This window comes from Pseudomonas eucalypticola, from assembly GCF_013374995.1.
In the GTDB taxonomy this organism is placed as follows: domain Bacteria; phylum Pseudomonadota; class Gammaproteobacteria; order Pseudomonadales; family Pseudomonadaceae; genus Aquipseudomonas; species Aquipseudomonas eucalypticola.
In genome coordinates this window covers 6,354,709-6,372,924 of sequence record NZ_CP056030.1, presented here as the reverse complement: position 1 = coordinate 6,372,924, position 18,216 = coordinate 6,354,709, and the positions used below count along the sequence as shown (strand labels likewise).

Sequence of the window (18,216 nt, the reverse complement as noted above, 5' to 3'; positions counted from 1 at the left end):
GGATATCCCCTGAGTTGAAAGCCGGAGAGGCAAAAACAGCGCCCATTGTACCGGCGAAGCGCCTACTTATCCACATGTAGGTGCGGTGCAGAGAGAGGCAAATCAGCGCGTTATGCCTCTGAAAAGGATAAAAGGTGCTGTGAATAAACTCTGTGGATAACCGCCTCTGAGGGTTCTGCACAACTGGGGGTCGAAATCTGTGCATAACTCGGCTGTGCATAACTCGCCTTTTCATGCACAGCTTTTCCGAGGTCGTCGCACAGCCGCAGCACCGTTTCTCGACAGGGTTAAGGATCTCTGAAAACCCCGTAGAATATGGCCTATAACCGGTTATCCACAGAAGGGTGCGGCCCTAAGATCTATAAGTTCTTCAGAAAAGCTTTAAATAAGTCCCTTCTCTATTTCTATATTTTCCGCGAGGTTGGCCTGTCAGACCGACGGTCATGCCCATGGAAAGGAAAAGCTGGTTGGAAATTGACCTGAGGCCTTGCTTTCAATAGAATCGCCGGTCTCTTAAAACGGGGTCCATTCCGGCCCGTTGTGGACGAACCAGGTAACACGCCATGAAACGTACTTTCCAACCCAGCACCATCAAACGCGCCCGCACCCACGGCTTCCGTGCTCGCATGGCCACCAAGAACGGCCGTGCCGTACTGTCGCGTCGCCGTGCCAAAGGCCGTGCGCGTCTGGCAGTTTGATCACTCGGCACTGGGGGTGAGTCAGGACTACAGTCGGGAAAAGCGTCTTCTGACAGCCCGACACTTCAAAGCGGTCTTTGACTCCCCGACCGGCAAGGTTCCAGGGAAAAACCTGCTGCTCCTTGCGCGCGAAAACGAGCTGGATCACCCTCGTCTGGGGTTAGTGATCGGCAAAAAGAGCGTCAAGCTCTCCGTTCAGCGCAACCGACTCAAACGCTTGATGCGTGACTCGTTCCGTCTGCACCAGGACATCCTGGTCGGCTGGGATATCGTCATTGTCGCGCGTAAAGGTTTGGGTGACGTAGAAAACCCGGAATTGCATCAGCATTTTGGCAAGCTCTGGAAGCGACTTGCTCGTAGTCGCGCCGCTCCAGTGGTGAAGGCCGAAACTGTAGGGGTAGACAGTCAAGATGCGTAAACTGGCCATCGTTCCGATCCAGTTTTATCGCTATGCCATCAGCCCGCTGATGGGCAACCACTGTCGTTTTTACCCCAGCTGTTCCTGCTACGCGTTGGAAGCCATAGAACTCCATGGACTTCTTCGCGGCGGCTGGCTGACCCTCCGACGCCTGGGTCGCTGTCACCCATGGCACGCCGGTGGTTTAGACCCGGTTCCGCCTGCCCCATCTCCCCGTAATTCTTCGATAGCCGAGTAATCATGGATATTAAACGCACGATCCTGATCGCCGCACTGGCAGTCGTGTCCTACTCCATGGTCCTGAAATGGAACCAGGACTATGGTCAGGCTGCCTTGCCGACTCAGAATGTTGCTACCAGCACTGGCGCATCGGACTTGCCCGAAGCCCCGTTGGGTAACAATGCTCAAGCAAGTGCCGACGTACCCAGCGCACCCACTGCCAACGCTCCTGCGCCTACCCTGGCCCCGGATGCCGGCAGCAAGAACCTGATCCGAATCAAGACCGATGTCCTGGATCTGGCTATCGATCCAAACGGGGGCGACGTTGCCCAGCTGACCCTGCCGGAATACCCACGCCGCCAGGACCACCCTGACGTGCCGTTCCAGTTGTTCGACAACGGTGGCGAACGTACCTACCTGGCACAAAGCGGCCTGGTCGGTGCCGACGGCCCCGACTCGCGTTCCACTGGCCGTCCGCTGTACAGCAGCGAACAGAAAAGCTATCAGCTGGCCGACGGCCAGAACGAACTGGTGGTGGACCTGAAGTTTTCGTCCAATGGCGTCAACTACATCAAGCGTTTCACCCTGGACCGCGGCGAGTACGACCTGAAGGTCAGCTACCTGATCGACAACCAGGGCACCACGCCGTGGTCGGGCAACCTGTTCGCGCAGCTCAAGCGTGACAACAGCGCCGACCCATCGTCCAGCACCGCCACCGGTACCGCGACTTACCTGGGCGCCGCCCTGGGTACCCCGGCTGAGCCCTACAAGAAGATATCGATGAAAGATATCGACAAGGGCAACCTGAAGGAGACCGTTCAGGGTGGTTGGGTAGCTTGGCTGCAGCACTACTTCGTCACGGCGTGGATTCCGAACCATTCGGACAACAACGCCATGTCGACCCGCAAGGACAGTGCCGGCAACTACATCATCGGTTTCACTGGCCCGACGCTGACCGCCGCACCTGGCGCCAAGGTAGAGACCAGCGCCGTGCTGTATGCAGGCCCCAAGGTCCAGGACAAGCTCAAGACCCTGGCCCCTGGCCTGGAACTGACTGTCGACTACGGCATTCTGTGGTTCATCGCCCAGCCGATTTTCTGGCTGCTGAAACATATCCACATGCTGCTGGGTAACTGGGGCTTCTCGATCATCGTGCTGACCCTGATGATCAAGCTGCTGTTCTTCCCGCTTTCGGCTGCCAGCTACAAGTCGATGGCGCGCATGCGTGCTGTGGCACCGCGCCTGGCGCAGCTGAAGGAACAGTTCGGCGATGACCGTCAGAAATTGTCCCAAGCGATGATGGAGCTGTACAAGAAAGAGAAGATCAACCCGCTGGGTGGCTGCCTGCCGATCGTGGTGCAGATGCCGGTGTTCCTGTCGCTGTACTGGGTACTGCTGGAAAGCGTCGAGATGCGTCAGGCACCTTGGCTGCTGTGGATCACCGACTTGTCGATCAAGGACCCGTTCTTCATCCTGCCGATCATCATGGGCGCCACCATGTTCATTCAGCAGCGCCTGAACCCGACGCCGCCGGATCCGATGCAGGCCAAGGTGATGAAGCTGATGCCTATCGTCTTCACCTTCTTCTTCCTGTGGTTCCCTGCAGGTCTGGTGATGTACTGGGTGACCAACAACACCCTGTCGATTCTGCAACAGTGGTACATCACCCGTGGTATCGAGGCGAAAAGCAAGAAAGCTGCCGCCTGACAGGTTGATCATCTAACCTGTGGATAAACGCCCCCTTCGTGGGGCGTTTTGCTATCTGTCGATTTTATGTGAGGCCTGCATCATGAACGTTCCCCGCGAAACCATTGCCGCCATTGCTACTGCCCAGGGCCGTGGCGGGGTAGGCATCGTGCGTATTTCCGGGCCATTGGCGAGCGCGGCAGCCCAGGCCATCGCCGGCCGCGCTTTGACCCCACGTTACGCACACTACGGCCCGATGCGCAGTGCCGACGGGGATGTCATCGATGAGGGCCTGGCGCTTTATTTCCCTGGGCCGAACTCGTTCACCGGTGAAGACGTACTGGAACTGCAAGGCCATGGCGGCCCGGTGGTACTCGACATGTTGTTGCAACGCTGTCTGGAACTGGGATGCCGCCTGGCCCGGCCGGGGGAGTTCAGCGAACGGGCGTTTCTCAATGACAAGCTCGACCTCGCCCAGGCCGAAGCTATTGCCGACCTGATCGAGGCCAGTTCCGCACAGGCGGCGCGTAATGCTGTTCGCTCGCTGCAAGGGGCGTTCTCCCGGCGTGTGGATAACCTGACGGAAAAGTTGATCGCACTGCGTATCTACGTGGAAGCTGCCATCGATTTCCCGGAAGAGGAAATCGACTTCCTTGCCGATGGCCATGTGCTTAGCATGCTGGATGATGTGAGGGGCAACTTGTCCACAGTGATGCGCGAGGCGGGGCAGGGCGCCTTGCTACGGGACGGCATGACCGTGGTCATCGCCGGCCGGCCGAACGCTGGCAAGTCCAGCCTGCTGAATTTGCTGGCAGGCCGAGAGGCGGCGATCGTGACCGATATCGCGGGAACAACCCGAGATATCCTGCGTGAACATATCCACATCGATGGCATGCCGCTGCATGTGGTGGATACCGCCGGCCTGCGCGACACCGATGACCAGGTGGAAAAAATCGGCGTGGAGCGTGCCCTCAAGGCGATCGGGGAAGCTGACCGAGTATTACTGGTGGTAGACGCGACCGCGCCCGAGGCCAGTGATCCGTTCGCCCTGTGGCCTGAATTCCTCGAATCCCGCCCAGACATGGCCAAGGTTACGTTGATTCGCAACAAGGCAGACCTGACTGGCGAGCCTGTGGATATGCAGTACAGTGCAGACGGCCATGTAACTATCAGCCTCAGCGCCAAGGATGAGGGGCAGGGTCTGGGCTTGCTGCGCGACCACCTGAAGGCGTGCATGGGCTATGAACAGACGGCAGAAAGCAGCTTCAGCGCCCGCCGCCGTCACCTTGACGCACTGCGTCATGCGAGCTCGGCACTGGAACATGGCCGTGATCAACTGACGCTGGCAGGTGCCGGCGAGTTGCTGGCGGAAGATTTGCGCCAGGCCCAGCATGCGCTGGGTGAAATCACCGGCGCATTCAGTTCCGATGACCTGCTTGGACGAATCTTTTCGAGCTTTTGTATCGGGAAGTAACGGTCAGGTCGCGGTGGATAACCTGAAAAGCAGGATGGTCCCTGAAGGCTGCCCTGCGCTGATGTGGATATCACTGCCATGCAACTGCAGCATCCGCCGCACAATGATCAATCCCAACCCGCCGCTTTCTGGCGATGAGCGGCGCAACGCCGAAGCACGGGTGAACAGCCCGGCATGCACCTGCGGGGCAATGCCCTTGCCAGTATCGATGACTTCGACCTGAACCTTCGTCCCCTGGCCCTGCAGGCGCACGATGATCCGTGTGCCCGGCGGATTGTGACGTATGGCGTTGTCCAGCAGGTTGGTCAGTACCCGTTCGATCATGCCCAGGTCGGCCGTGACCGTCGGGACGGCGGCGGGCATGTCCGCTTCCAGTTTCTGCTGCCGTGCCTCAGCGGCCAGTTCGAACTTCTGCAGTACATCCTGAACCAGGTCAGGCAATGCGAAGGCTTCAGCCTGTGGATGAACCAGGCCCGATTCCAGCCGCGCCAGTTCGAACAACTCCTGCGCCAGCCGTCCGACCTTTCTGCTCTGCCCCAGCGCCACGTCCAGATAATGGCGACGCTCTTCCTGGCTCAGGCTCTCATCTTTGATTCGCAATGTTTCCAGATACCCATGCAGCGAGGTCAGGGGGGTTCGCAGGTCATGGGAAATATTGGCCACCAAGTCACGGCGCTGCTGGTCCTGGCGCGTCAATTCCTGCCATTGCTCGGCGATACGCTGGCGCATCTGGGCGAACGCAATGCTTAAAACGCCAATCTCATCACCTTTATCCACAGCACTCGGTGGCAATTGCACTGCTTTGTCGCCATTGGCGTCGAATTCGCGCACGGTTTGCGTCAAGGCGCGCAACGGCCGAGTGATCAGGCGGAAAGCGATCAAGCCCATGATCAGGCTCAGCACCACCATGAACAACATTATCCACAGGGCCACCCGCAGGGTTGAGTCGCGGGACAGCGCGGCAGCCAGGGCATCATGGGCTTCCCCCTGCAATACCACGTAGACGTAGCCGCCATCGTGGCCCCCCACCTGCACTGGCGCGGCGCTGAATACTTTATCCACATCCAGGTTGCGTGGGTCTTGCCCCAATACCGGCAGCGGCGCACCGCCCAGAAACTTATGCACAGGGGCAAGGTCCACGGTCTGCCGCTTCAGATTGTTGTCGGGCGCGCCGTTACCCACAATCCTGCCGTCCTTGGTCAACAGGTACAGCTCCACGGAGGGGTTGACCGCCATCAGCTTGTCGAACAGCTCGTGGACCGCTTCCGGCCGCCAGCCGCTGGTATCCATCAACTGGGCCGTGCCGGCGATGTGAGCGGCAAGCCCGCTGGACAGGCGCTGCACCACTTCCTGCTCGTGGCGAGTGCTGGCGCTGATCTGCAGCCAGATCGCCACGCCGCTGCACGCCAGCAGCAAGGCGGCGAATACCAGCGACAGGCGCTGGCTGAGGGTAAGAAATCTCATGAGGTCGCCTGTGGGGTCGCTGGCAGGGTGGCAAATTTATAACCGCGCCCCCACACCGTGAGAATTCGCCGCGGCGCTGCCGGATCCTCTTCGATCTTGGTTCGCAGGCGGTTGATATGGGTATTCACCGTGTGCTCGTAGCCATCGTGTTGATAACCCCACACTTCGTTGAGCAGGTCCATGCGCGAAAAAACCTGATCGGGGTGACGGGCGAAGAAATACAGCAGGTCGAACTCCCGTGGCGTCAGCTCTACCGGCTTGCCGTCCAGACTGGAAGTACGCGCCACCGGGTCGATGGTGAGCCCATGAGTTATCAACAGGCCGGACTCCAGCCGTGCATTGCGAGCCATGGCATCGGTGCGGCGCAGCAGCGCCCGCACCCGGGCCACCAGCTCCAGCATGGAGAAGGGCTTGGCCAGGTAGTCATCGGCGCCCAGCTCCAGGCCCAGGATGCGGTGCATCTCGCTGGAGCGCGCGCTGGTGATGATGATCGGGGTGTACCGGGCCATGGCCCGTGCACGCTTGCAGATCTCCAGGCCGTCTATGCCAGGCAGCATCAGATCCAGAACCAGCGCGTCCCACTGGCCATCTTCCAGCATGCGCACGCCCAGATGACCGTCGTCGGCGTGCTCCACCACATAGCCTTCATCCCGAAGATGCAGGCGCAGCAGGTCAGCGATGTGGGCATCATCTTCCACGATGAGCACGCGTTTTGGCCGTTCCATATGAGTTATCCCCAGGCGTCTTGAACGCCATTGTCTCGAAAAAGCTGGCTGGCAGTTATCACATTTAATTTAAGTCTGCGTGAGGACTTCGAGATCGGCCGGGCCGAACAATAGCCCCATGAACGCTGATACCCGGAGCCTGCGATGGCCAGCACAGCAACCATGAGCGACAGCGCCAGCCACCCGGGTTGGCTGCGCCTGATCCATTGGCTCAATGCCCTGGCCGTACTGATCATGATCGCCAGCGGCTGGCGTATCTATAACGCTTCGCCCTGTTCGGTTTTTCTTTTCCACAGGCTGTGACAAACCCAGTGTTTATCCACCGCACGGCGCCCCGTCGTGCAGGCTAAACCCACGCGTGAAGGAGTAACACCATGAAAAAAGTATCCACAATCGTCCTGTCCCTGTGTCTGGCTTTGGGCACCGCCGCCGCGTATGCCGCCGATACCATGGGCAATGACTCAATGGGCAACGGCAGCATGTCTGGTGGTTCCATGTCCAAGGACACGATGAAGAAGGACACGACCATGAAAAAGGACACCACCACGTCCAAGGGCGCCATGAAAGGCGAGAGCATGCAGAAGGGGACCATGAAGAAGGACAGCATGTCTCAGGACACCATGAAAAAGGATCAATGAGCCCATAGCCCTTCAGCGAGTCCGCGTGGTTGTGAATGCCTGTCGCGGATTCAGGCAAGGCTTGTGGTGTGAATAAGTTCTGCAGGAGAGTGCTCATGCATTCGCTATTCCGTTCACTGCTGGCTATCGGCATATTGTCCACAGCGGCCTGTGCAGGGGCTTCAGAACCTGCGGTAGTTGTACCGGCACCCAAGCTCGATGAGAGTACAAAAGTTGTCCACAGCGAGACGGCCGTGTTCGCCGGTGGTTGTTTCTGGGGCGTGCAGGGAGTCTTCGAGCACGTGAAGGGCGTGACACGGGCGGTTTCAGGTTACGCCGGCGGGCTGGAGCGTACCGCGCATTACGAGGAAGTCGGTAACGGCGATACCGGCCACGCCGAGTCGGTCCAAGTGACGTTCGACCCCACGCAGATCACCTACGGGCAACTACTGCAGATCTACTTCTCAGTGGCCCACGACCCTACTGAACTCAACCGCCAGGGGCCTGACACGGGCACCCAGTACCGTTCAACCGTGTTTGCCGGCGACACTGAGCAACAACAGATCGCGCAGGCCTATATCAAACAGCTGGATGCGGCCCATGTCTTCTCCAGACCACTGGCGACCACTGTGGAAAACCTGAACGGCTTCTATCCTGCGGAGGGATACCACCAGGATTACCTGTTTCAGAACCCTCACAGCCTCTACATCGTGATCAACGACCAGCCGAAGATCGCGAACCTGGCCAAGTTCTTCCCCAACCGCTACCGCGATGACCCCGTGCTGGTCAGCCAGTAACCCTGCTTATCCGTCTGTGGATCATTTCAAGGCCGCCTCCGGGCGGCTTTTTCGTGGCCGCTGGCGTGAAAACTTCTCAACACCGGTGCAATAAGCCCTGTGGAAAACCACGCCTCAGGTCTGGTGATAAGCAGGCTCGAAAGGGGTAGGTAAACTCCCCTGTGGATAACAGCCAGTTTCATCCACAGGTTAAATCCGGTTATCCAAGGGTCTCCGACTCAGATGATCACAGGGTTCAATTTCTCTGTACAGTACGGAAATAAAGGGGTGTAGCGTTTTATCCACAGATAGTGGTGTGCATAAGAATAAACATAAAAACAAAGCTTTTATAAATTTCTTTCTCTATTTCTATTTCTGCCGTTCATCCACAGCTGGTTAAATTTTGTGCAAAAGGTTCCTTTAGGGGGGGGTAAGTCCCTATACTGGTGAGCTATCCCAATTACCCATCAATGAACAGGCACGAGGTGCGTGGTGGATTTCCCTTCCCGTTTTGAAGTGATCGTCATCGGCGGCGGCCATGCCGGAACCGAGGCTGCGCTTGCGTCAGCGCGCATGGGCGCAAAAACCCTGCTGCTGACCCACAACGTGGAAACCCTCGGGCAGATGAGCTGCAACCCGGCCATCGGTGGCATCGGTAAAAGCCACCTGGTCAAAGAGATCGATGCACTGGGCGGCGCCATGGCGTTGGCTACCGATAAGGGTGGCATCCAGTTCCGTGTGTTGAACAACCGCAAGGGCCCGGCCGTTCGCGCCACGCGTGCCCAGGCAGACCGCATCCTCTACAAGGCTGCGGTACGCGAGATTCTGGAAAACCAGCCCAACCTGTGGATATTCCAGCAGTCGTGCGACGACCTCATCGTCGAGCAGGACCAGGTACGCGGCGTGGTCACGCAAATGGGTTTGCGTTTCTTCGCCGATTCCGTGGTACTGACCGCGGGCACCTTCCTGGCCGGACTTATCCACATCGGCCTGGAGAATTACTCGGGTGGCCGTGCAGGGGATCCGCCCTCTACGGCGCTGGCGCGTCGACTCCGCGAGTTCCCGCTGCGCGTCGGCCGCTTGAAAACCGGCACGCCCCCGCGTATCGATGGCCGATCGGTGGATTTCTCGGTAATGACCGAGCAACCCGGCGATACCCCGATCCCGGTCATGTCGTTCATGGGCAACAAGGAACTGCATCCCCGCCAGGTCAGTTGCTGGATTACCCATACCAACGCCCGTACCCACGAGATCATCGCCGCCAACCTCGATCGCTCACCCATGTACTCGGGTGTCATCGAAGGTGTAGGCCCGCGCTATTGCCCGTCGATCGAAGACAAGATCCACCGCTTCGCCGACAAGGAAAGCCACCAGGTGTTCATCGAGCCGGAAGGCCTGACCACCCATGAGCTGTACCCCAACGGCATTTCTACCTCGCTGCCGTTCGATGTGCAGCTGCAGATCGTGCGGTCGATCCGCGGCATGGAGAATGCCCACATCGTTCGCCCCGGCTACGCCATCGAATACGATTACTTCGACCCGCGTGACCTGAAGTACAGCCTGGAAACCAAGGTCATCGGTGGCCTGTTCTTCGCGGGCCAGATCAACGGCACCACCGGTTACGAAGAAGCCGGTGCCCAAGGCCTGTTGGCCGGTACCAACGCCGCTTTGCGCGCACAGGGCCGTGATGCCTGGTGCCCGCGCCGTGACGAGGCCTACATCGGTGTGCTGGTCGACGACCTGATCACCCTGGGTACCCAGGAGCCGTACCGCATGTTCACGTCGCGCGCCGAATACCGGCTGATCCTGCGTGAAGACAACGCTGACCTGCGCCTGACCGAGAAAGGCCGCGAACTGGGCCTGGTCGATGACGCCCGCTGGGCGGCGTTCTGCGCCAAGCGCGAAGCCATCGAGCTGGAAGAGCAACGGCTGAAAAGCACCTGGGTACGCCCGGGGACCGAGCGCGGTGATGCCATCGCCGAGAAATTCGGCACGCCACTGGGCCATGAATACAACCTGATGAGCCTGCTGACCCGACCGGAAATCGACTACAACGGCCTGATCGAGGTGACCGGCGAAGGTGCCCTCGACCCCCAGGTGGCCGAACAGGTCGAGATCAAGGCCAAGTATGCCGGCTACATCGACCGTCAGCAGGACGAGATCGCTCGGCTGCGGGCCAGCGAAAACACTCGTCTGCCTGTGGATATCGACTACGCGGCCATCTCCGGGTTGTCCAAGGAGATCCAGGGCAAGCTGGGGGCCACGCGCCCCGAGACGCTGGGCCAGGCTTCGCGCATCCCCGGCGTGACCCCGGCGGCTATCTCGCTGCTGATGATTCATTTGAAAAAACGCGGCGCAGGCCGTGAGTTGGAGCAAAGCGCTTGAGTTCTATGGTCACCCCGCACCACTCCCAGGAACTGGCCCAAGGGGCACGGGAACTGGGGGTCGAACTGACCCAGGCCCAGCACGATCAGCTGCTGGCCTACCTGGCCCTGTTGATAAAGTGGAACAAGGCCTACAACCTGACTGCCGTGCGCAACCCTGACGAGATGGTTTCGCGCCACCTGCTGGACAGCCTCAGCGTGATCGCCCACATCGGTGAAGGCGAGCGCTGGCTGGACGTGGGCAGCGGTGGAGGCATGCCTGGCGTGCCGCTGGCGATCCTGTTTCCGGAAAAGAAAATCACCTGCCTGGACAGTAACGGCAAGAAGACCCGCTTTATCACCCAGGTCAAACTGGAACTGAAGCTGGACAACCTGCAAGTTATCCACAGCCGAGTCGAGGCCTTCCAGCCAGAGCTGCCGTTCAACGGGATCATCTCGCGAGCATTCAGCAGCTTGGAGGACTTCAGCAACTGGACGCGCCACCTCGGTGACACGAATACACGCTGGTTGGCAATGAAAGGGCTGCATCCTGCTGATGAACTGGTAGCATTACCGGCAGATTTTCACCTCGAAAGCGCACAGGCCTTGACCGTACCGGGTTGCCAAGGCCAACGTCATCTGCTGATACTGCGCCGCACGGCATGATTGGGAACACACGCAATAATGGCTAAGGTATTCGCGATCGCGAACCAGAAAGGTGGTGTGGGCAAAACCACCACCTGCATCAACCTCGCAGCATCGCTGGTGGCGACCAAGCGCCGCGTGCTGCTGATCGACCTCGACCCACAGGGCAACGCCACCATGGGTAGCGGTGTGGATAAGCACGGCCTGGAAAACTCGGTCTACGACCTGTTGATCGGCGAGTGCGACCTGTCCCAGGCCATGCACTTCTCCGAACACGGCGGCTACCAGCTGCTGCCGGCCAACCGTGACCTCACCGCCGCCGAAGTGGTGCTGCTGGAAATGCAGATGAAGGAGAGCCGCCTGCGTACCGCGCTGGCGCCGATCCGCGAGAGTTACGACTACATCCTGATCGACTGCCCGCCGTCGCTGTCCATGCTGACCCTCAACGCCCTGGTGGCGTCCGATGGGGTGATCATCCCCATGCAGTGCGAGTACTTCGCCCTGGAAGGCCTCAGCGACCTTGTGGATAACATCAAGCGCATCGCCGAGCTGCTGAACCCGGAACTCAAGATCGAGGGCCTGCTGCGGACCATGTACGACCCGCGCCTGAGCCTGATCAACGATGTCTCCGCGCAGCTCAAGGAACACTTCGGCGACCAGTTGTACGACACCGTCATCCCGCGCAACGTGCGCCTGGCCGAGGCGCCAAGCTTCGGCATGCCGGCCCTGGCCTACGACAAACAATCGCGCGGCGCACTGGCCTACCTGGCCCTGGCGGGCGAGATGGTTCGCCGCCAGCGCCGTCAAACTCGCGCTGAAAAAGCTTAAGGAATCCACATGGCCGTGAAGAAACGAGGTCTCGGACGTGGACTGGATGCCCTGCTAAGCGGGCCAACCGTCAGTGCGCTGGAAGAACAGGCTGTCAAGGTCGACCAGAGCGAACTGCAGCACCTGCCCCTGGACGTGATCCAGCGTGGCAAGTACCAGCCACGCCGGGACATGGACCCGCAAGCGCTGGAAGAGCTCGCCCACTCGATCAAGAGCCAGGGTGTGATGCAACCCATCGTGGTACGCCCGATCGGCAACAACCGGTTCGAGATCATCGCCGGTGAGCGCCGCTGGCGCGCCAGCCAGCAGGCCGGCATGGAAACCATCCCGGCCATGGTTCGCGATGTGCCCGATGAAGCGGCCATCGCCATGGCGCTGATCGAGAACATTCAGCGTGAAGACCTGAACCCGGTCGAGGAAGCCATTGCCCTGCAGCGCCTGCAGCATGAGTTTCAGTTGACCCAGCAACAGGTCGCTGATGCCGTTGGCAAATCGCGGGTCACCGTGGCCAACCTGCTGCGTCTGATTTCGCTACCGGAAGTGATCAAGACCATGCTCGCCCATGGCGACCTGGAAATGGGTCACGCTCGTGCTTTGCTCGGTTTGCCGGACGAACAGCAGGTGGAAGGGGCGCGACATGTTGTCGCACGCGGCCTCACCGTGCGCCAGACCGAAGCACTGGTTCGCCAGTGGTTGGCAGGCAAGCCGGAACCGGTTGAAGCGGCCAAGCCCGATCCGGACATTACCCGGCTCGAGCAGCGCCTGGCAGAGCGTCTAGGCTCTGATGTACAGATTCGTCACGGGCAGAAGGGCAAGGGGCAGTTGGTCATCCGTTACAACTCCCTGGACGAGCTTCAAGGTGTCCTTGCTCACATTCGCTGAAACACTCCTTTTGTAGCGCGCAGTCGGAAATCACTACCCGGCAGTTGAATAGGGGCTTAACCGCCCCTATACTCTGCGCGCATTTTGTCGGCACAAATTATGCCAAGTCATTGATTTTGGCGCGCCGACTCACGAGGAGCAATTTGTGATGGAAACCCGCACGCCAAACCGCCTGCCGTTCCATCGCTTGGCGGTTTTTCCGGTATTGCTGGCTCAATGTGTCGTGTTTCTGTTGGCAGCCTTGGCGTTGTGGCAGTGGCGCGGGGCAGTCAGTGGATATTCAGGCCTCCTTGGAGGGCTGATTGCCTGGTTGCCGAATTTGTATTTCGCTCACAAGGCTTTCCGGTTTACCGGAGCCCGAGCCGCGCAAGCCATCGTCCGGTCGTTCTACGCCGGCGAGGCAGGCAAATTGATTCTGACGGCAGTGCTGTTCGCGCTGACGTTTGCAGGAGTGAAACCATTGGCGCCGTTGGCAGTATTCGGTGTCTTCGTGCTGACCCAGCTGGTCAGCTGGTTCGCACCCCTGCTGATGAAAACAAGACTTTCGAGACCTTAGGGCGTTTGAGGCAACCATGGCAGCAGAAACCGCTTCGGGCTATATCCAGCACCACTTGCAGAACTTGACCTTCGGTCAACTACCAGACGGCGGCTGGGGCTTTGCCCACTCCGCAGCACAAGCCAAGGAAATGGGCTTTTGGGCTTTCCACGTCGATACCCTCGGCTGGTCGGTGGCCCTGGGCCTGATTTTCGTCCTGATTTTCCGCATGGCGGCGAAAAAGGCGACTTCGGGCCAGCCTGGCGCCCTGCAGAACTTCGTTGAAGTGCTGGTAGAGTTCGTCGACGGCAGCGTCAAGGACAGCTTCCACGGCCGTAGCGCCGTGATCGCCCCCCTGGCCCTGACCATTTTCGCCTGGGTGTTCCTGATGAACGCCATCGACCTGGTACCGGTCGACTGGATTCCCCACCTGGCGGCCCTGGTCACCGGCGACCACGAGATCCCGTTCCGCGCAGTGTCCACCACCGACCCGAACGCCACGCTGGGCATGGCTTTCTCGGTGTTTGCACTGATCATTTTCTACAGCATCAAGATCAAGGGCCTGGGCGGCTTCATCGGCGAACTGACCCTGCACCCGTTCAGCAGCAAGAACATGCTGGTTCAGATCGTTCTGATCCCGGTCAACTTCCTGCTGGAATTCGTGACACTGATCGCCAAGCCAATCTCTCTGGCTCTGCGACTGTTCGGCAACATGTACGCTGGCGAACTGGTGTTCATCCTGATCGCCGTGATGTTCGGCAGTGGCCTGCTGTGGCTGAGCGGTCTGGGTGTTGTCCTGCAATGGGCGTGGGCTGTGTTCCACATCCTGATCATCACCCTGCAGGCCTTTATCTTCATGATGCTGACCATCGTCTACCTGTCGATGGCGCACGAAGAGAACCATTAAGACCCGCCTGGCGTGTCTGATGACCCTCCCGCTTCGGTGGGAGGGTGCCCTTGGGGGGAGTCTGCCGGGGCTGCTGCAAAAACGATTTGTTTTACCGCTTTAATCTAAGAAAACCTAACCAATACGACGTAAAAGTCGGGAGGAAAGATGGAAACTGTAGTTGGTCTAACCGCTATCGCTGTTGCTCTGCTGATCGGCCTGGGCGCACTGGGTACTGCTATCGGCTTCGGCCTGCTGGGCGGCAAATTCCTGGAAGGCGCAGCTCGCCAGCCAGAAATGGTTCCAATGCTGCAAGTTAAAATGTTCATCGTTGCCGGTCTGCTCGACGCCGTAACCATGATCGGTGTTGGTATCGCTCTGTTCTTCACCTTCGCGAACCCCTTCGTTGGTCAACTCGCTGGCTAATCTCTCGAACCTTCGAGCTGATTGGTGTGAACAAAGAACGAGCGAGGTGTTGGCGTGAACATTAATGCAACCCTGATTGGCCAGTCCGTTGCGTTCTTCATTTTTGTACTGTTTTGCATGAAGTTCGTGTGGCCTCCGGTCATCGCGGCTTTGCAAGAACGTCAGAAGAAGATCGCGGATGGACTGGACGCTGCACAACGAGCAGCTCGCGACCTGGAGCTGGCCCAAGACAAAGCGGGTCAGCAACTGCGCGATGCTAAAGCTCAGGCAGCCGAAATCATTGAGCAAGCCAAGAAACGCGGCGCTCAGATCGTCGACGAGGCCCGTGAACAGGCCCGTGTCGAAGCTGAACGCGTGAAGGCTCAGGCTCAGGCCGAGATCGAGCAGGAACTGAACGGTGTCAAAGACGCGCTGCGTGCCCAAGTGGGTGCTCTGGCCGTAGGCGGTGCCGAGAAGATCCTGGGCGCCACAATCGATCAAAACGCGCACGCGGAGCTGGTTAACAAACTGGCTGCAGAAATCTAAGCGAGGGCGATCATGGCAGAACTGACCACGTTGGCCCGACCTTACGCTAAGGCAGCCTTCGAGCATGCCCAGGCCCACCAGCAACTGGCCAATTGGTCAGCCATGCTCGGCCTGGCTGCTGCGGTGTCGGAAGACGACACCATGCAGCGCCTGCTCAAGGCCCCGCGACTGACGAGCGCACAAAAGGCCGCCACTTTCATTGAAGTGTGCGGTGAAAAGTTTGATAGCCAGGCACAGAATTTCATTCATGTTGTCGCGGAAAACGACCGTCTCCTGCTGTTGCCGGAGATCGCGGCTCTGTTCGACCTGTACAAGGCCGAGCAAGAGAAATCCGTAGACGTGGAAGTAACCAGTGCATTTGCATTGAACGACGAACAGCAAGACAAACTCGCCAAGGTTCTCAGTGCACGGCTCGGCCGAGAAGTGCGACTGCACGCCGCGCAAGATGCCTCCCTCATCGGGGGCGTCGTCATTCGCGCTGGCGACCTGGTAATCGATGGTTCAGTGCGTGGCAAACTCGCGCAGCTGGCCGAAGCATTGAAATCTTGAGTTTGAAGGGGCAGCAGAGCAATGCAGCAACTCAATCCTTCCGAAATAAGTGAAATTATCAAGGGCCGCATCGACAAGCTCGATGTGACCTCCCAAGCCCGTAACGAAGGCACTGTCGTCAGCGTATCTGACGGTATCGTGCGGATTCACGGTCTGGCCGACGTCATGTACGGCGAGATGATCGAGTTTCCGGGCGGCGTCTTCGGCATGGCCCTCAACCTGGAGCAGGACTCCGTAGGTGCCGTTATTCTCGGTTCCTACCAGTCCCTGGCCGAAGGCATGAGCGCCAAGTGCACTGGCCGCGTCCTGCAGGTTCCGGTTGGCAAGGAACTGCTGGGTCGCGTCGTCGACGCACTGGGCAACCCTGTTGACGGCAAAGGTCCACTGGGCAACACCGAGACCGACGCGGTCGAGAAAGTTGCACCGGGCGTGATCTGGCGTAAGTCGGTAGACCAGCCTGTACAGACTGGCTACAAGTCGGTTGACGCCATGATCCCTGTCGGCCGTGGCCAGCGTGAGCTGATCATCGGTGACCGCCAGATCGGCAAGACCGCCATGGCGATCGACGCGATCATCAACCAGAAAAACAGCGGCATCTTCTGCGTGTACGTTGCAATCGGTCAGAAGCAATCGACCATTGCCAACATCGTGCGCAAGCTGGAAGAGAACGGCGCTCTGGCCAACACCATCGTTGTTGCCGCCAGTGCCTCGGAATCGGCTGCCCTGCAATACCTGGCACCGTACTCCGGTTGCACCATGGGTGAATTCTTCCGCGACCGCGGTGAAGACGCGCTGATCGTTTATGACGATCTGTCCAAGCAGGCTGTGGCTTACCGCCAGATCTCCCTGCTGCTGCGCCGTCCACCAGGCCGTGAAGCCTACCCAGGTGACGTGTTCTATCTCCACTCCCGTCTGCTGGAGCGTGCATCGCGCGTTTCCGAAGAGTACGTCGAGAAGTTCACCAACGGTGCAGTGACTGGCAAGACCGGTTCCCTGACCGCACTGCCGATCATCGAAACCCAGGCTGGCGACGTTTCCGCCTTCGTTCCGACCAACGTGATTTCCATCACCGACGGTCAGATCTTCCTGGAATCGGCCATGTTCAACTCGGGCATCCGCCCTGCAGTGAACGCCGGTGTTTCGGTATCCCGTGTGGGTGGTGCCGCTCAGACCAAGATCATCAAGAAGCTGTCCGGTGGCATCCGTACCGCTCTGGCTCAGTACCGTGAACTGGCTGCATTCGCCCAGTTCGCCTCTGACCTGGACGAAGCCACCCGCAAGCAACTGGAGCACGGTCAGCGCGTTACCGAGCTGATGAAGCAGAAGCAATACGCTCCTATGTCCATCGCGGACATGGCGCTGTCGCTGTACGCCGCTGAGCGTGGTTTCCTGACTGACGTCGAAATCGCCAAGATCGGTAGCTTCGAGCAGGCCCTGATTGCTTACTTCAACCGCGATCACGCCGATTTGATGGCGAAGATCAACGTGAAGGGTGACTTCAATGACGAAATCGACGCTGGCATCAAAGCCGGTATCGAGAAGTTCAAGGCCACCCAAACCTGGTAAGCCGCAGCGGGAGCCGCGAGGCTCCCGCTTGCTAACCTGATAGGTGTTACATGGCAGGCGCAAAAGAGATTCGCAGTAAGATTGCGAGCATCAAAAGCACGCAAAAAATTACCAGCGCCATGGAAAAAGTGGCGGTCAGCAAAATGCGCAAGGCTCAAATGCGCATGGCAGCCAGCCGTCCCTACGCGGAGCATATCCGCCAGGTGATTGGACATCTGGCCAACGCCAACCCGGAATACCGCCACCCGTTCATGATCGACCGCGAAGTAAAGCGCGTCGGTTACGTCGTGGTGAGCAGTGACCGTGGTCTGTGCGGCGGCTTGAATACCAACCTGTTCAAGGCCCTGGTCAAGGACATGGCGGTAAACCGCGAGCGCGGCGTCGAGATCGATCTGTGCGTGGTCGGCGCCAAGGGTGCGGCATTCTTCCGCAACTTCGGCGGCAACGTCGTTGCAGCGATCAGCCACCTGGGCGAAGAGCCATCGATCAATGATCTGATCGGCAGCGTCAAGGTGATGCTGGATGCCTACCTGGATGGCCGTATTGATCGCCTGTCCGTGGTGTCCAACAAGTTCGTGAATACCATGACGCAAAAGCCAACGGTCGAGCAATTGGTTCCGTTGGTCGCAACCCCGGATCAAGAACTCAAGCACCACTGGGACTACCTCTACGAACCCGACGCCAAGGAGCTGCTGGACGGCCTGATGGTTCGGTACGTGGAGTCGCAGGTCTACCAGGCGGTGGTCGAGAACAACGCGGCCGAGCAGGCTGCGCGGATGATCGCGATGAAAAACGCCACCGACAACGCCGGCGACCTGATCAGCGAATTGCAGCTGGTCTACAACAAGGCGCGTCAGGCTGCGATCACCCAAGAGATCTCGGAAATCGTCGGCGGCGCTGCCGCGGTTTAACGGTTCAAATATTCAGAGGATCC

The 18,216-nt window shown here is 59.2% G+C and carries 20 protein-coding genes and 1 pseudogene; 19 read left to right on the top strand and 2 right to left on the bottom strand.

The genetic code is table 11. The features are described 5' to 3' along the window. Positions 1-563: 563 nt before the first annotated feature. The 5 genes from rpmH (at position 564) to mnmE (ending at position 4,495) form a co-directional block, all read left to right on the top strand. Entirely contained in the window at positions 564-698 is a 135-nt protein-coding gene (gene rpmH, locus HWQ56_RS28755; protein ID WP_003213577.1) for a 50S ribosomal protein L34, read from the top strand. Positions 699-714: 16 nt separating this feature from the next. Further along, complete coding sequence (gene rnpA / locus HWQ56_RS28750) at positions 715-1,116, top strand: ribonuclease P protein component (protein ID WP_199267043.1); 402 nt, start codon at positions 715-717, stop codon at positions 1,114-1,116. Further along, positions 1,109-1,354: a membrane protein insertion efficiency factor YidD gene (gene yidD, locus HWQ56_RS28745; protein WP_158152999.1), complete on the top strand. Its 246-nt coding sequence runs from the start codon at positions 1,109-1,111 to the stop codon at positions 1,352-1,354. The genes rnpA and yidD overlap by 8 nt, the downstream gene beginning before the upstream one ends. Before the next feature lie 2 nt (positions 1,355-1,356). Next, positions 1,357-3,042 (top strand): membrane protein insertase YidC, encoded by a 1,686-nt coding sequence (gene yidC / locus HWQ56_RS28740; RefSeq protein WP_158152998.1) that lies wholly within the window; start codon positions 1,357-1,359, stop codon positions 3,040-3,042. A gap of 82 nt (positions 3,043-3,124) precedes the next feature. Beyond that, a complete protein-coding gene (gene mnmE / locus HWQ56_RS28735; RefSeq protein WP_158152997.1) occupies positions 3,125-4,495 on the top strand; it encodes a tRNA uridine-5-carboxymethylaminomethyl(34) synthesis GTPase MnmE in 1,371 nt (456 codons plus the stop codon). A 3-nt stretch (positions 4,496-4,498) separates the two neighbouring features. On the opposite strand, the gene HWQ56_RS28730 is transcribed toward mnmE, so the two are convergent. Together HWQ56_RS28730 and HWQ56_RS28725 are read right to left on the bottom strand one after the other, a co-directional pair. Continuing rightward, positions 4,499-5,959: a sensor histidine kinase gene (locus HWQ56_RS28730; protein WP_176572309.1), complete on the bottom strand. Its 1,461-nt coding sequence runs from the start codon at positions 5,957-5,959 to the stop codon at positions 4,499-4,501. After that, positions 5,956-6,684, bottom strand: coding sequence for a response regulator transcription factor (locus HWQ56_RS28725; protein WP_158152995.1), 729 nt, complete (start codon positions 6,682-6,684; stop codon positions 5,956-5,958). The genes HWQ56_RS28730 and HWQ56_RS28725 overlap by 4 nt, the downstream gene beginning before the upstream one ends. A 144-nt stretch (positions 6,685-6,828) precedes the next feature. Here HWQ56_RS28725 and HWQ56_RS28720 point away from each other — a divergent pair. The 14 genes and pseudogenes from HWQ56_RS28720 to atpG all read left to right on the top strand — a co-directional run. Continuing rightward, positions 6,829-6,989 (top strand): annotated as a pseudogene (locus HWQ56_RS28720) (cytochrome b/b6 domain-containing protein); the annotation flags it as partial. Between the two features lie 69 nt (positions 6,990-7,058). Beyond that, positions 7,059-7,322: a pentapeptide MXKDX repeat protein gene (locus tag HWQ56_RS28715; protein WP_176572308.1), complete on the top strand. Its 264-nt coding sequence runs from the start codon at positions 7,059-7,061 to the stop codon at positions 7,320-7,322. Positions 7,323-7,417: 95 nt separating this feature from the next. Then, complete coding sequence (gene msrA, locus HWQ56_RS28710; RefSeq protein ID WP_158152993.1) at positions 7,418-8,098, top strand: peptide-methionine (S)-S-oxide reductase MsrA; 681 nt, start codon at positions 7,418-7,420, stop codon at positions 8,096-8,098. A gap of 471 nt (positions 8,099-8,569) precedes the next feature. Beyond that, positions 8,570-10,462: a tRNA uridine-5-carboxymethylaminomethyl(34) synthesis enzyme MnmG gene (mnmG, locus tag HWQ56_RS28705; RefSeq protein ID WP_176572307.1), complete on the top strand. Its 1,893-nt coding sequence runs from the start codon at positions 8,570-8,572 to the stop codon at positions 10,460-10,462. 5 nt (positions 10,463-10,467) lie between these two features. Continuing rightward, positions 10,468-11,106, top strand: a complete 639-nt coding sequence (gene rsmG, locus HWQ56_RS28700) for a 16S rRNA (guanine(527)-N(7))-methyltransferase RsmG (protein ID WP_176572501.1) — start codon at positions 10,468-10,470, stop codon at positions 11,104-11,106. Between the two features lie 18 nt (positions 11,107-11,124). Continuing rightward, on the top strand, positions 11,125-11,913 hold the full coding sequence (locus HWQ56_RS28695) for a ParA family protein (protein WP_158152990.1): 789 nt from the start codon (positions 11,125-11,127) through the stop codon (positions 11,911-11,913). A gap of 9 nt (positions 11,914-11,922) precedes the next feature. Next, positions 11,923-12,795, top strand: coding sequence for a ParB/RepB/Spo0J family partition protein (locus tag HWQ56_RS28690; RefSeq protein WP_158152989.1), 873 nt, complete (start codon positions 11,923-11,925; stop codon positions 12,793-12,795). Positions 12,796-12,943: 148 nt separating this feature from the next. Next, entirely contained in the window at positions 12,944-13,351 is a 408-nt protein-coding gene (locus HWQ56_RS28685) for a F0F1 ATP synthase subunit I (RefSeq protein WP_008367085.1), read from the top strand. 16 nt (positions 13,352-13,367) lie between these two features. Beyond that, positions 13,368-14,237 (top strand): F0F1 ATP synthase subunit A, encoded by an 870-nt coding sequence (gene atpB / locus HWQ56_RS28680; RefSeq protein WP_158152988.1) that lies wholly within the window; start codon positions 13,368-13,370, stop codon positions 14,235-14,237. A gap of 147 nt (positions 14,238-14,384) precedes the next feature. Beyond that, positions 14,385-14,642 (top strand): F0F1 ATP synthase subunit C, encoded by a 258-nt coding sequence (gene atpE, locus HWQ56_RS28675; RefSeq protein WP_002555987.1) that lies wholly within the window; start codon positions 14,385-14,387, stop codon positions 14,640-14,642. Between the two features lie 54 nt (positions 14,643-14,696). Next, the gene (locus HWQ56_RS28670; protein ID WP_158152987.1) at positions 14,697-15,167 is read left to right on the top strand and encodes a F0F1 ATP synthase subunit B; all 471 of its coding nucleotides are present in this window, start codon (positions 14,697-14,699) and stop codon (positions 15,165-15,167) included. Positions 15,168-15,179: 12 nt separating this feature from the next. Further along, positions 15,180-15,716, top strand: coding sequence for a F0F1 ATP synthase subunit delta (locus HWQ56_RS28665; RefSeq protein WP_158152986.1), 537 nt, complete (start codon positions 15,180-15,182; stop codon positions 15,714-15,716). A gap of 21 nt (positions 15,717-15,737) precedes the next feature. Beyond that, positions 15,738-17,282 (top strand): F0F1 ATP synthase subunit alpha, encoded by a 1,545-nt coding sequence (gene atpA, locus HWQ56_RS28660; protein ID WP_158152985.1) that lies wholly within the window; start codon positions 15,738-15,740, stop codon positions 17,280-17,282. 50 nt (positions 17,283-17,332) lie between these two features. Continuing rightward, a complete protein-coding gene (atpG, locus tag HWQ56_RS28655) occupies positions 17,333-18,193 on the top strand; it encodes a F0F1 ATP synthase subunit gamma (RefSeq protein WP_158152984.1) in 861 nt (286 codons plus the stop codon). The last annotated feature ends 23 nt before the right edge of the window (positions 18,194-18,216 follow it).